This window comes from Alteromonas sp. NFXS44 (assembly GCF_040148705.1).
Classification (GTDB): Bacteria; Pseudomonadota; Gammaproteobacteria; order Enterobacterales; family Alteromonadaceae; genus Alteromonas.
Map to the genome: position 1 here is coordinate 18,894 of NZ_JAGDEA010000011.1, position 13,762 is coordinate 32,655.

The 13,762-nt window shown below is 50.0% G+C and carries 15 protein-coding genes; 3 read left to right on the forward strand and 12 right to left on the reverse strand.

Translation table 11 applies throughout. The features are described from left to right. Positions 1 to 29: 29 nt before the first annotated feature. Both J3369_RS13815 and pomA read right to left on the reverse strand, forming a co-directional pair. On the reverse strand, positions 30 to 956 hold the full coding sequence (locus J3369_RS13815; RefSeq protein WP_349587890.1) for a flagellar motor protein MotB: 927 nt from the start codon (positions 954 to 956) through the stop codon (positions 30 to 32). A 6-nt stretch (positions 957 to 962) separates the two neighbouring features. Continuing rightward, positions 963 to 1,724 (reverse strand): flagellar motor protein PomA, encoded by a 762-nt coding sequence (gene pomA / locus J3369_RS13820; RefSeq protein WP_303573116.1) that lies wholly within the window; start codon positions 1,722 to 1,724, stop codon positions 963 to 965. 235 nt (positions 1,725 to 1,959) lie between these two features. Between pomA and xseB the strand changes: the two genes are divergently transcribed. Genes xseB through dxs form a run of 3 tightly spaced genes read left to right on the forward strand, consistent with a single transcriptional unit; the run spans position 1,960 to position 5,048 of the window. Further along, on the forward strand, positions 1,960 to 2,205 hold the full coding sequence (xseB, locus tag J3369_RS13825) for an exodeoxyribonuclease VII small subunit (protein ID WP_119501919.1): 246 nt from the start codon (positions 1,960 to 1,962) through the stop codon (positions 2,203 to 2,205). Between the two features lie 51 nt (positions 2,206 to 2,256). Beyond that, positions 2,257 to 3,150, forward strand: coding sequence for a farnesyl diphosphate synthase (locus tag J3369_RS13830; RefSeq protein ID WP_303573115.1), 894 nt, complete (start codon positions 2,257 to 2,259; stop codon positions 3,148 to 3,150). A gap of 32 nt (positions 3,151 to 3,182) precedes the next feature. Then, entirely contained in the window at positions 3,183 to 5,048 is a 1,866-nt protein-coding gene (gene dxs, locus J3369_RS13835; protein ID WP_349587894.1) for a 1-deoxy-D-xylulose-5-phosphate synthase, read from the forward strand. A gap of 78 nt (positions 5,049 to 5,126) precedes the next feature. Here the strand turns inward: dxs and J3369_RS13840 are convergent, their stop codons facing one another. The 10 genes from J3369_RS13840 to lpxD all read right to left on the reverse strand — a co-directional run bounded on the left by J3369_RS13840 (position 5,127) and on the right by lpxD (position 13,610). After that, positions 5,127 to 5,618: a phosphatidylglycerophosphatase A family protein gene (locus tag J3369_RS13840; protein WP_349587897.1), complete on the reverse strand. Its 492-nt coding sequence runs from the start codon at positions 5,616 to 5,618 to the stop codon at positions 5,127 to 5,129. Continuing rightward, positions 5,618 to 6,583 (reverse strand): thiamine-phosphate kinase, encoded by a 966-nt coding sequence (thiL, locus tag J3369_RS13845; RefSeq protein WP_349587900.1) that lies wholly within the window; start codon positions 6,581 to 6,583, stop codon positions 5,618 to 5,620. The genes J3369_RS13840 and thiL overlap by 1 nt, the downstream gene beginning before the upstream one ends. 61 nt (positions 6,584 to 6,644) lie before the next feature. Continuing rightward, the gene (gene nusB / locus J3369_RS13850; RefSeq protein WP_119501924.1) at positions 6,645 to 7,064 is read right to left on the reverse strand and encodes a transcription antitermination factor NusB; all 420 of its coding nucleotides are present in this window, start codon (positions 7,062 to 7,064) and stop codon (positions 6,645 to 6,647) included. 11 nt (positions 7,065 to 7,075) lie between these two features. Further along, positions 7,076 to 7,549: a 6,7-dimethyl-8-ribityllumazine synthase gene (ribH, locus tag J3369_RS13855; RefSeq protein ID WP_119501925.1), complete on the reverse strand. Its 474-nt coding sequence runs from the start codon at positions 7,547 to 7,549 to the stop codon at positions 7,076 to 7,078. 85 nt (positions 7,550 to 7,634) lie between these two features. Further along, the gene (gene ribBA / locus J3369_RS13860) at positions 7,635 to 8,735 is read right to left on the reverse strand and encodes a bifunctional 3,4-dihydroxy-2-butanone-4-phosphate synthase/GTP cyclohydrolase II (protein WP_349587903.1); all 1,101 of its coding nucleotides are present in this window, start codon (positions 8,733 to 8,735) and stop codon (positions 7,635 to 7,637) included. Positions 8,736 to 8,753: 18 nt separating this feature from the next. Next, a complete protein-coding gene (locus J3369_RS13865; RefSeq protein ID WP_349587906.1) occupies positions 8,754 to 9,419 on the reverse strand; it encodes a riboflavin synthase in 666 nt (221 codons plus the stop codon). Positions 9,420 to 9,440: 21 nt separating this feature from the next. Further along, entirely contained in the window at positions 9,441 to 10,562 is a 1,122-nt protein-coding gene (gene ribD / locus J3369_RS13870) for a bifunctional diaminohydroxyphosphoribosylaminopyrimidine deaminase/5-amino-6-(5-phosphoribosylamino)uracil reductase RibD (RefSeq protein WP_349587909.1), read from the reverse strand. An 8-nt stretch (positions 10,563 to 10,570) separates the two neighbouring features. After that, complete coding sequence (gene nrdR / locus J3369_RS13875; protein ID WP_119501929.1) at positions 10,571 to 11,020, reverse strand: transcriptional regulator NrdR; 450 nt, start codon at positions 11,018 to 11,020, stop codon at positions 10,571 to 10,573. Positions 11,021 to 11,122: 102 nt separating this feature from the next. Further along, positions 11,123 to 12,379: a serine hydroxymethyltransferase gene (gene glyA, locus J3369_RS13880; RefSeq protein WP_303573109.1), complete on the reverse strand. Its 1,257-nt coding sequence runs from the start codon at positions 12,377 to 12,379 to the stop codon at positions 11,123 to 11,125. A 193-nt stretch (positions 12,380 to 12,572) separates the two neighbouring features. Further along, positions 12,573 to 13,610 (reverse strand): UDP-3-O-(3-hydroxymyristoyl)glucosamine N-acyltransferase, encoded by a 1,038-nt coding sequence (gene lpxD / locus J3369_RS13885; RefSeq protein ID WP_349587913.1) that lies wholly within the window; start codon positions 13,608 to 13,610, stop codon positions 12,573 to 12,575. Positions 13,611 to 13,762 lie beyond the last annotated feature (152 nt).

Here is a 13,762-nt window from a genome sequence, read left to right on the forward strand (position 1 = left end):
CTTAATCGCTGCGCCCTTTCCCCGCCCTGCTATTCTTCCAGCACCGAAATAGGTTCAGACAATAACGGTTTGCCCTGATTGATGTTAATTTCTACCCGGCGGTTGCGGGCACGGTCGTCAGCAGTGGCTGCGTTTTCAACCAGAGGTTTAGTGTCAGCCAGACCGGTCACGGACATGCGTGACTCATCAAATCCCGGCGCTTTGCGGATTTCTTCCGCCACGGCCACAGCGCGTTGTGCAGACAAATCCCAGTTAGAGCGGTACAGCTCATTGGCAATATGCTGGCCGTCACTGTGTCCTGAGATTGCTATTTCACCGGGCATTTCTGCCAGTAAGGTGCCGATTTTTCTCAATATAGGCTTAAACTGAGGCTGCAAAAAAGCTGAACCGGCGGAAAATGAACCGTTTTCTCTGATCCGGATAGTCAGTTGCTGGCCCAAAGACTCCATTTCAATAGAGCCGTCCGCCACTTCTTTTTGCAGTTGTTCAGCCACCTTCTTCATCATTTCGTTGTCCTGCTCTTTGTCAGAGCTTTGTGATGATGAAGCCGCGGAGTCTGACGCAGTTTGCTGAGCCTGACCACCACGCTGGGATCCGCGCTGTGTTTGCCGGCCACCGGATGAGTCCTCATCCCCTGCCTGAAACTCCAGTGTCGGCTGAGTCATATCGATGGTTTGCTGCTGAATGGTCTCAATAGGCGTCGGATCCGGACGGCCCGGGCGAAACTCCATCGCGATAACACTGGTTCCCTTGGGAATGTCTTTGACTTCAATTTTATTCTGCACACCGAAAGCAAACTTCATGGAGCCGGCGATTTGCTTAAATTTCAATACATCCATTTCCGAGAAAGACAACAGCAGAACGAAGAAGCACATCAACAGTGACATCAGGTCAGCGAATGTCCCCATCCACGCAGGCAGGCCGGGAGGGGGGCATTTAGGGCATTCATCTGACATAGCAGATTACTCCTCGTCCCCGCTGCCACGTTTGCCGGCAGCGATGTAGTTTTTCAAAATCCCCTCAATGACTTTCGGGTTCTGACCGTCAGCAATACCGACGATGCCGTCAAGGACCAGAGACTGATTCAGTTTCTCTTCCTCTTTACGGTTTTCCAGTTTAGCGGCAATTGGCAAACAGATAACGTTTGCCAGGAAGGCACCGTAAAGTGTTGTTAAAAGTGCTACCGCCATGGCAGGACCGATTGATTTAGGATCATCCATGTTTGATAGCATGGCAACCAGACCAACCAGTGTACCGATCATCCCCATCGCCGGCGCAACATCGGCCAGACCTTTAAAAATTGAACCACCGAACTCATGGCGCTCAGTGGTCATCTGAATATCTTTTTTCAGCGTTTCTCTGACCACTTCAATGTCGTGGCCATCTACCAGCATATCTACGCCCTTTTGCATAAAGGCATTATCGATTTCGGCTTCTTCCAGTGCGAGAAACCCGCCCTTACGGGCCGCATCTGCCATCTCAACGATTTTTTCAATCAGCACTTCCGGCGGATCGATTTTGAACATGAATGCTTTGCCGGCCACTTTACCGGCACCGAAAAACTGACCCAGCGTAAACTGAGACATCACTACGAAGATAGAACCACAGAATACAATGAGCACTGAGGCTACATCGACGAACATGCCCAACTCCCCACCCAGGATCATGGCCATGACAATAAAGCCGATACCACCTAACATGCCTATGACGGTTGCTAAATCCACTTATTGCTCCTCAAAAACTCTCTTATCGCGATGCCATTAACTCTATCGGCCGGTATTATGAATTCTATAATCAAAATACAAGATTACCAGATGAATGCTGATTATTAGGTATCACCAACAAAACCAGAGAGATACCCGCCGTTTGACCACACAGGAACAGGACAAACCAATTGACCCCGCGTGCCTGCCCGGTTAATGTGCGCGATTATCATTAAAACTGCACCGGGTATCCGACGTGACCACTGAAAAAACGCCATCTGCGCCCTCTTTTGAAGCATCACTGGCAGAACTTGAAGCCATCGTGACGGAAATGGAATCGGGAGAATTGCCGCTGAATGAAGCTTTAGAAAAATTCGAACGTGGCGTAAAATTATCCCGTCTGAGTCAACAGGCTCTCGCGCAGGCAGAACAGAAAGTCAAAATATTGCTCGCTGAGCAAGGTGAACAAACGCTGGTTGATTTCACCCCTTCTGAAGACTGATAAAATCTGGCGGAGAGACCGCTCCGCTCCACCTTGTTATACAGGTAATTCATGACAAATATTGACAGCTTACGTCAGAAGATTAAGCACGACACTGACGAAAGCTTGCTGCGCCTCGTTGCCGCACTTCCTGATCACGCACCACAACTTCGCGCAGCCATGGAATATGCGCTCCTTGCCGGTGGCAAACGTATGCGTCCATTACTGGTACATATCATCGGTAATACACTGGATATTCCCGGTCAGGATCAGGCCGCAGTGAGCATGGCGATAGAATGCATTCATGCCTATTCTCTGGCCCATGACGACCTGCCGGCAATGGACGATGACGATCTTCGCCGCGGAAAGCCCACCTGTCACATTCAGTTTGATGAGGCGACGGCTATCCTTGCCGGAGATGCCTTGCAAACCCTGGCGTTCAGTATTCTTGCTGATGCTCCCATGAGCGACTACGCCAATGGTCAGCGCGCAAAACTGGTCAGCATTCTAGCCAGAGCTTCTGGTTACGCCGGCATGTGCGGTGGTCAGGCGATAGACCTTGCAGCTACCGGTTCCACCATCGACATTGCATCTCTTACCCGCCTGCATCGCCTTAAAACCGGCGCATTGCTACAGGCCTGTGCGGAAATGATTACGGTACTTTGCAGTGATCTTAAACCGGAACACCGCGAAGCACTGACGGGTTACGCGGGAGACATGGGACTGGCCTTTCAAATTCAGGATGACATTCTGGATGTGGAAGGTGATGCCGAAATCACCGGCAAACCGCAGGGTTCCGATATTGAACTTGGCAAAAATACGTTTCCGGCATTACTGGGAATGGCACAGGCGAAGGCTGAATTAAACCGTCTTCATGCCAGCGCCCTTCAAGCTTTAGACAGTTTGCCCTACAATACCGGATTGCTGTCTGAGTTTACGGACCTGATGGTAAAACGGACATACTGATTTATGCTAAACAACATAATGAAACGATAACAATGAGTTTAGAATTAACGCACTATCCTGTTCTGGCACAGGCACTGACGCCGGATGAACTCAGAAAGCTGCCACAGGAAAAACTCCGTGAACTGGCTGATGAGTTGCGACAGTTTTTATTAGCTTCAGTCAGTCAGACAAGTGGCCATTTTGCTTCCGGTCTTGGCACAGTAGAACTGACCGTGGCTTTACACTATGTGTATAACACCCCTTTCGACCGTTTATTATGGGATGTTGGCCATCAGGCTTACCCGCATAAAATTTTGACCGGCCGTGCCGGCCGCATGTCGACGATTCGACAAAAAAATGGTCTGCACCCGTTCCCGTGGCCTCCGGAAAGTGAGTACGACACCTTCGCTGTCGGTCACTCGTCTACATCCATCAGCGCCGCGCTGGGTATGGCTGTCGCAGCAGATAAAGAAGGCAAAGACCGCAAAGTGGTTGCCGTCATCGGCGACGGTGCAATGACAGCGGGTATGGCGTTTGAAGCGTTGAACCATGCCGGGGACATAAACAAAGACCTGGTGGTGGTACTTAACGACAATGAAATGTCTATCTCGGAAAACGTCGGTGCACTGAACAGTCACCTGGCACGCCTGCTTACCGGTAACTTTTTCAATAAAATCCGCGATGGCGGTAAAAAGCTGCTGAGTAACGTTCCCCCGATTAAAGAGTTCGCCAGCCGTGCAGAAGAGCACATCAAAGGCATGGTAGTGCCGGGTACTATTTTTGAAGAACTCGGGTTCAATTACATTGGTCCCATCGACGGCCATGATGTTAACGGCATGGTCGATACACTGCGCAACATGCGTCAGTTCTCAGGCCCGCACATTCTGCACGTGGTAACACGAAAAGGGAAAGGCTATCCGGTAGCGGAACAGGATCCGATTAAATTCCACGCTGTACCAAAATTTAATCCGGAAGATAACGCCCTGCCTAAATCTGCACCTTCAGCCCCCACGTTTTCGGCCATTTTTGGCCAGTGGTTGTGCGATATGGCGGCTCAGGATCCCAAACTCATGGCCATTACCCCTGCCATGCGTGAAGGCTCAGGCATGGTGAAGTTTTCCCAGCAGTTCCCTGAACAATACTTTGATGTGGCCATAGCAGAACAGCATGCTGTGACCTTCGGTGCCGGTCTTGCCAAAGAAGGGTATAACGCCGTTGTTGCCATTTACTCTACCTTTTTGCAAAGGGCTTACGATCAGTTGATCCATGACGTGGCGCTGCAAGACTTACCTGTGCTGTTTGCCATCGACCGCGCCGGTGTGGTGGGTGCCGACGGTCCCACTCACCAGGGTGTATTTGATGTTGCGTTTTTACGCTGTATACCTAACATGATCATTATGACCCCTGCTGATGAAGATGAATGCCGTCAGATGCTTTATACCGGTCATAAGGCGCAGAAGCCGGCTGCTGTGCGTTATCCACGTGGTGCGGGGAAAGGCATCACGCCGCAGCAAAGCATGACTGAAATCCCGTTAGGCCAGTCACGTACGCTTCGCAAAGGTAACAAGCTTGCTATTTTGAATTTCGGTACATTGTTACCGTATGCAGAGGAAGCCGCTGAATCTCTCGATGCCACAGTGGTTGATATGCGGTTTGTTAAACCTCTGGATACTGCGGTTATTGATGAAATTTGCAAGGAGCACGAAGGCATCGTGACCCTGGAAGATGGCTGTATCATGGGCGGTGCCGGTTCTGCAGTAACAGAATATCTGCAATCTGCGAAGCAAAGAGTGCACACACTTCATCTTGGTCTGCCTGACAGCTTCATTTTGCAGGGTACTCAACAGGAAATGTATGCCGAGCATGGTCTCGACACCGCCGGTATTATCCGTCAGGTGCAGGCGTATTTTGGCGACTGAGAAAAGTTACTGTAAGAGATAAACGAAAAAGCCGTTCTGCTTCACACAGAACGGCTTTTTTTTCTATAAGCCGTGAAGTTAACCTATGGCGGGAACCAGCCATATAAGAGCATGCAGGCACACACAAGCCATAATCCCCGCAAGAATATCATCCAGCATGATGCCAGGTCCCCCGTGAACCGTTTTATCAACAGGTCCGATAGGCCAGGGCTTCAAAATGTCAAAAATGCGGAACAACACGAAACCGGCAATAAGCGTAGACATACTCAGCGGAACAAACAGAAAAGTGAGAAGCATACCGGCCACTTCATCCCAGACAATGGAGCCGTGATCATGAACGCCCATATCTGTGGCAGTTTTACCGCAAAGATACACGCCGGCAATGCAGCTCAATATCGTCGCCGTGATAAAAATAAAGTTACCAGCCGGCGCAAGGAGCAGAATTAAGGGAATCGCTGCCAGAGAACCAAACGTCCCCGGCATCAACGGGATCAGACCGGAGCCAAAGCCCAGTGCACAAAAATGCACCGGATTTTTCATTGATACTCTGGCACGGTACTCAGGTTGCATTAAAAATCGTGCTCGTAGCCCGCAACGTCTTTCAGTTGATACGGTTCGTCATACAATTTTAAGTCTGTTTTGCCTGCCTGCCCGGTTACCTGACCGATACAGGTTGCTTTTACGCCGGTGCTGGCCAGAGACGTTTCCAGATTACCCCGCTGCTCTTCGTTTACAGTGAACACCAGTTCATAATCATCTCCGGCGGTCAGCGCGTAACGGTAGGCATCCTGTGCACCTACACAATTGAACAAGGCAGAAGAAACCGGCAACCGGTCTACGTGCACAGTTGCACCGCAATTCGATGCTTTCAGAATGTGATTTAAATCAGCCAGCAGGCCGTCTGACACATCAATACAGGAAGAGGCAATGCGTCGCAGCGCCGCTCCGACAGCTACGCGCGGAGTGGGATACAAATGACGTTTAACAAGAAACTCCCTGTCTTCCTCTTTGGCTTCACGTGACCCTTTGAGAATATCCAGACCAGCGCCGGCATCACCGGTAGTGCCGGTAACATATATCCAGTCGCCGGGTCTTGCCGTGCTGCGCTTCAACGCTGCTTCAGGAGGAATGAAACCCTGTGCAGTGATAGTCATCGCCAGAGGGCCGCGTACCGTGTCACCGCCAATGAGCTGCACAGAATAGTATCTGGTGAGCTCATACAGGCCACTGGCAAATTCTTCCATCCAGGCCTCGTCCACATGAGACATAGACAGGGAAAGAGAAATCCAGGCTGGCTCTGCACCCATTGCGGCGAGATCACTGAGATTAACAGCAACTGCTTTATAGGCTACGGATCTGGCAGGCGCATCTTTAAGGAAATGCACGCCGGACACCAGTGTATCAGTGGTAATGGCGAGCTGCTGATTTGCAGGAACAGACGTAACAGCACAGTCATCACCGATGCCGACGATTACGTCTTTTCGTTGATGGCCGCCATTTGCAAAGTAACGGCCAATAAGATCAAATTCTTTCACGTTTTACCGGTTAACTCAGTGTCGTCGTGTCATTACGTACAGGTACGTAAATGGATCGCTGTTAACGCTCGTGCTGACGTAACGTCTTCACCGCTTTATCTAACGCACCATTGATAAACTTATGGCTTTCTTCGGCACCAAAAGATTTAGCAAGTTCAATAGCTTCGTTAATAATTACGCGATAAGGCACGTCCATGCGCTCAGTTAATTCATAGGTAGCAATACGCAGAATCGCTTTTTCGATAGGATCCAGTTCTTCCGGTAAACGGCCAAGGTATGGCTTAATTTTTACGTCCAATGCTTCTGCATTTTCCGCAACACCGCGCAACATGGCCTGGAAATACACCATGTCGACTTTCTGCATATCGTTACTGGTCGCAAGTGATAACTCCACCTGGGCGATATCATTCTTGCTCATTTGCCATGAATAAACACCCTGAAGGGCAAGTTCTCTGGCTTTATGACGTGCGGATACTTTCACGTAACCCCCGGTTAAAGATCGTTAAGCGCTGAAACAACGTTCACCATCTCAAGGGCACCCAGTGCAGCTTCTGCACCTTTGTTCCCCGCTTTGGTACCGGAACGCTCAATAGCCTGTTCGATAGAATCTGTGGTGATAACACCGAAAGAAACCGGAATACCATACTCCAGTGATACCTGCGCCAGACCTTTATTACACTCACCGGCAACAAAATCAAAGTGAGGCGTACCACCCCGGATCACCGCACCTAAGGCGATAATCGCATCGAACTGGCCTTTTTCTGCCAGTTTTTTTGCTGCTACAGGTAATTCATATGCACCCGGTACGCGAACCAGTGTAATGTCATTGTCGCTGACTTCACCGTGACGCTCTAACGTATCCAGCGCACCTTCAAGCAAGCTTTCTACAACAAAACTGTTGAAACGTGACACAACAATCGCGAATTTCTTGCCTGTCGCGCGAATATTACCTTCAATTACCTGCATGGTATTCCACCCCTATGAAAAAACGGCGCGCAGTATAGCATAACTGCGCGCAAACTAAATCGAATGTTCACGAATTACACGGGAACTAATTATGAATGTATTCCACCACATCCAGTCCGAAGCCGGACAACGCATGGTATTTAACCGGCTTGCTGAGCAAACGCATTTTTTTAACGCCCATGGTCGCCAGAATCTGACTGCCAACACCTACGGTACGTGACGAACCGGTCCAGGTTTTTCCTTCCGGCTTTTCACCGCGGTCTTCTGCAGCAAATTGTCTGACCTGCCCTTCCAGGTCTTCTTCTTTACCCAGAACCACCAACACACCACCCTCGTCTGCAATGCGCTTCATGGCATCAGGTAAAGTCATTGTGCGGTTTATCGCGCGGGTAGAACCCAGTAAATCACTGAGCGTATTATGCAAGTGAACCCGCACAAGTGTAGGTGTTTCCGGGTCAATGTCACCTTTCTTCAGCGCAAAGTGGATCTGATTATCGATAACATCTTTAAAAGTATGCAGTTCGAACTCACCATATTCCGTAGGCAGGCTGCACTGGGTAACTTTCTCAATAGTGGTTTCGTTCAGATTGCGATATTCAATCAGATCCGCGATTGTGCCGATTTTTATATCGTATTTTTCTGCGAATTTTTCAAGCTCGGGACGACGGGCCATGGTGCCGTCTTCATTGAGGATCTCGACAATAACAGCAGCTGGCTCACAGCCACCAAGACGGGCAAGATCGACGCTTGCTTCAGTATGACCTGCACGGTTCAGCACACCGCCTTCTTTAGCGATTAACGGAAAAATGTGGCCCGGCTGCACAATGTCAGTTGCTTTAGCATCTTTACCTACCGCGGCCAGAATTGTGGTCGCGCGGTCTGCAGCAGAAATACCGGTGGTTACGCCACGGGCTGCTTCAATGGAAACGGTAAAGGCGGTATGAAATTGTGCGCCATTTTTATCTACCATCAGCGGTAAATTCAAACGCTCACAGCGTTCCTGCGTCATGGGCAGGCATACCAGTCCGCGGGCATGAGTAACCATAAAGTTAATCGCTTCCGGCGTCACATGCTCAGCGGCCATGATGATATCGCCTTCATTCTCGCGATCTTCATCATCCATCAGGATAACCATTTTACCCTGACGGATATCTTCAATTATTTCAGCTGTGGTGTTGAGTGCCATAATTTCACTTATGTAGGGTTATTTTCTAAGAAAACCATTTTCGGCCAGGAAGGCCATACTAATGTCTTTTTTGGTGGTCTTTTCCGCTGCCTTGTCACCCATCATCAGGCGTTCCAGATAGCGGGCAACCACGTCTACTTCCAGATTGACACGGCTGCCAGCTTTATACGTGCCGATCACCGTTTCCTGCAGGGTGTGAGGGATGATCCACAACATAAACTCATTGCCATCCACCTCATTCACAGTCAGGCTGACGCCGTCCACCGTGATACTGCCTTTATGGGCAACATACTTTGCTAACTCAGTGGGGGCAGAAATCCAGATTTCAATGTAAGTACTGTGTTTAACAATCTTTTTGACTTCACCAACGCCGTCCACATGGCCGGATACAATATGACCACCAAAACGATCTGTAGGGCGCATGGCTTTTTCCAGATTCACGGTACTGCCGGGCTTATAATTGGCAAAACCGGTGTAACGGATGGTTTCGGCTGACACGTCAGCACAATAATAATCTGTACCGAAGTCGGTTACTGTGAGACAGACGCCGTTTGTGGCAATACTGTCGCCAAGGGCCACATCAGACATATCCAGCTTTTCTGACGACACAGTCAGCTTGATGTCTTCGCCCCGGTGATTAAGAGACTGAATCGTCCCCAGGGCCTGAATAATTCCGGTAAACATCGTATACCCTCTACAAAAGCGTTACTTAATTATATCGTATGACAAGCGGATATCAGGGCCGGTTTGCCGTACGTCCGTGAGTGACAGTACCGGCGTTTCATCCAGCGACACAAACTCATCCAGCGTGAGCATGCTTTGTGCTTTATCACCTAACAGTTTGGGCGCCTGATACACCACAAGCCGGTCAACTTCACCGGCAGTAAACAAAGCACCGGCAAGACCAGGACCGGCTTCCACCCACACATCATTAATTTGTCTTTCCCCCAGCTTCTCCATGAGCTGAGAGAGGTCTATATAATTGCCACGCATGGAGACGGCCATTGCAGGGACACTGGTTTGCGGTGCAACTGGCTGACCGGTTACCCGCAGGGTTTTGTGTCCGTCTGTGAATAACTGCAGATCGTCCGGCAACCGGTTGTGGCTGTCTATCACGACCCTGAGCGGCTGCCTTACCGGCGAAACAGGATAATCAGAAAAGTTGGCTTCATTTTCCCTGACCAGCAAAGACGGATTGTCGGCCAGTGCAGCGCCGCTGCCGGTTAGAATGGCACAACTGGCAGCACGGTGTAGTTGCACATCACGACGGGATTCAGCACTGGTGATCCACTGGCTGACGCCGTTAGACAACGCGATTTTGCCATCAAGACTGATACCCAGTTTCACGGTTACCCGCGGTTTGCCTGATACCATGCGTTTGATAAAACCGGGGTTCAATGCTGCCGATTCGGCCGCCAGAATATCAGACACCACATCAATGCCGGCATCCTGAAGTTTTTTTATGCCACGGCCGCTCACCTGAGGGTTCGGGTCAGTCATGGCGATAACCACCCGGCTGACACCAGCCTCCACTAACGCATCGGCACAGGGAGGTGTTCGTCCGAAATGACTGCAGGGCTCGAGTGTGACATAAGCCGTACCGCCACGGGCCTTATCGCCCGCTTCACGAAGCGCATGCACTTCCGCATGGGGTGTGCCGGCCTGAATATGAAAGCCCTGTCCGGCTAAGTCGCCGTCACTGTCGAGAATAATACAACCGACACGGGGATTCGGAGATGTGGTGAACTGACCCTGTGTAGCCAGTCTGATGGCTTTCGCCATCCAGGCGTAGTCCTGAGAAATGGAAACAGCTGACGTGGTTTTCATGGCGGTTATCAGTCTCCTAAACGGGCAATTTCCTCACCAAACTCACGAATATCTTCAAATGAGCGGTACACTGACGCAAACCGCACATAAGCGACTTTGTCCAGCACCTTCAGTGCATCCATAATCAGATTACCGAGGAATTCACTGGAAACTTCCCGCTCACCGGTAGCACGCAATGCAGACTTCAGCGACAAAATCACTTCTTCCACTTTCTCCGTGCTCACAGGGCGCTTTTCCAGTGCCCGCTGCAAGCCGGCGCGCAGCTTATCTTCATTGAAAGGCTCTCTCGAACCATCCCGTTTAATGACTCTCGGCATCACTAATTCAGCACTTTCAAAGGTAGTAAAGCGCTCGTGACAGATAACACATTCGCGACGGCGACGTACCTGATGCCCTTCTGCCACCAGACGGGAATCGATAACTTTGGTTTCCTGTGCCGAACAAAACGGGCAAAACATAGCAGGTCCTTTTAACAACAAAGCCGCCAGGCAGCACAGGCTGCTCTGACGGCATCAACTCTTACTGACTAAGAGCGGGGAATTTCATACTGATAAAGCGGCTTACCCGTAAACCGGGAACGCTTTACACAGTTCAACAACTTCACCTTTAACACGCTCAACAACACTTTCATCACCCATGTTGTCCAGAATGTCGCAGATCCAGGTCGCAACCTGTTTCGCCTGCTCTTCTTTAAAGCCTCGACGGGTAATCGCCGGACTACCGATACGCAGACCACTGGTCACGAACGGTGAACGTGGATCTTTAGGTACAGAGTTTTTATTTACTGTGATATTCGCACGGCCAAGCGCGGCATCAGCATCTTTACCTGTGATATCTTTCTTAATCAGATCCAGCAGGAACAGGTGGTTTTCAGTACCGCCTGACACTACGTCGTAACCACGCTCCAGCACCACTTCAACCATGGCTTTTGCGTTTTTCACAACTTGCTGCTGATATTCTTTAAATTCAGGCTGAAGGGCTTCTTTGAACGCTACCGCTTTAGCTGCAATAACGTGACACAGAGGACCACCCTGGTTGCCCGGGAATACAGAGCTGTTCAGCTTCTTGTAGATGTCTTCGTCGCCACAGGCAGACAGGATCAGACCACTACGTGGACCCGCAAGGGTTTTGTGAGTCGTGGTAGTCACTACGTGTGCGTGAGGCAGCGGGCTCGGATAAACACCGGCAGCAATCAGACCGGCAACGTGTGCCATGTCGACCAGCAGGTACGCACCTACTTTGTCTGCGATTTCACGGAAACGGGCCCAGTCAACCACTTTTGAATAGGCAGAGAAACCACCGATAATCATCTTAGGCTTGTGCTCTAAGGCCAGTGCTTCAACCTGCTCGTAATCGATTTCGCCAGTTTCTTCATTCAGACCATACTGTACCGCATTGTAGGTTTTACCTGAGAAGTTTACGTGAGAACCGTGAGTTAAGTGACCGCCTTCAGACAGACTCATACCCAGAACAGTATCACCGGCATTAATTAGAGCCATAAACGCAGCAGCGTTGGCCTGAGAGCCTGCGTGGGGCTGAACGTTGGCGTACTCAGCACCAAACAGTTGCTTAGCACGGTCAATCGCCAGTTGCTCTACCACGTCTACATGCTCACAACCACCATAGTAACGCTTACCGGGATAACCTTCTGCGTACTTATTCGTTAACTGAGAGCCTTGCGCCTCCATGACACGTGGACTGCAATAGTTTTCTGATGCGATGAGCTCAATGTGATGCTCCTGACGCTCAGCTTCTTTGGCCATGGCATCTGCCAGTTCCGGATCGTAATCCGCAATAGTCATATCGCGAGGTAACATGAAGGCTCCTTACTCTGCGTTTTATGGACAGCTAAAAAATGAGGGGCATATTTTAGTCATTTTAAGCCGCATGTATACTGCTTTATGCCCGTTTCGTTTATATCCGCAGCGGCAGCATTTCTTAACACTGCCCTGTCGCTTATACGCCGCGGCCTGCGGCCATATATAACGTTTAATTACAATTCAGAAAGATTTAACCTTTTTCCAGCGCTTTCACACGGTTAAAGAGATCATCGATCTGACGGGTCCGTACAGTCACTTTGCGCCAGTCACGGTTTTTCATGGCCGGCTGACCGGATGAATAAACGCCTGACTCGGAAATATCCTGCACAATCATGGTATAGCCGGTGACCTGCACATTGTCGCAAATGCTGATATGTCCATTCACACCACAGCCTCCGCCAAGTATGACGTATTTGCCGATATGGCAACTGCCTGCAATGCCCGTAGCGCCGCAAATACAGGAGTGATCACCAATGATACAATTGTGTCCTACCTGAACCTGGTTATCGATAATCACATTCTTACCGATGATGGTATCTTCCATTGCGCCACGGTCGATGCTGCTTGAAGCACCAATTTGTGAATCATCACCAATCTGCACACTGCCGGTTTGCGGAATGGGCAGCCATGTTCCTTTATCGTTTGCGTATCCAAAACCTGCCGCACCAATAACGGTCTGGCTGTGAATAGTCACCCGCTTACCAATCACAATATCGTGATACACGGTGACATTGGGATAAATTGTCGAACCTTCGCCAATTTTCGTGCCTTTACCAATCACGGTATTTGCACCGATTCTGACGTTATCACCCAGCATGACATTATCTTCAATAATGACATTGTGACCCAGCGACACATTGGTTCCCAGCGTGGCAGAAGAAGCCACAACCGCTGTTTCAGCGATACCGGATGCCACCTCCGGAGTGGTGTCGAACAACTGGGCTATGCGGGCAAAGGCTGCATGAGGATTGCTGTGAATCAGCGCAGGAACCGGACAGTCGTCCAGCATTTTTTCATTCAGAATAACCGCTCCGGCGGCCGTATCAGCCAGTTGCGACTTGTATTTTACGTTGGTCAGAAATGAAATCTGGTGGCCTTTCGACCCGGCCAGAGTGCCCACACCACTCACCTTTGTTTCGTTGATACGGGCTTCATCACCCGCCACACTGCCACCCACGTGGTCAGCCAGCTCAGTTAAAGTGTATGTGCGTTTTGCGTGTGCCGTCATAGCTTAACCTGTTAGTCAATTTCCTGTGTGTATGGTAATGCAAAATTCCGGATTCGTCCTGACCCTCACCATTAATTTCCTGCCATCCGCCATGTAAACGTTCAAAATTAACCCATTATTGAAAATCACTGCTGGCTTTACTGGTCAGATTG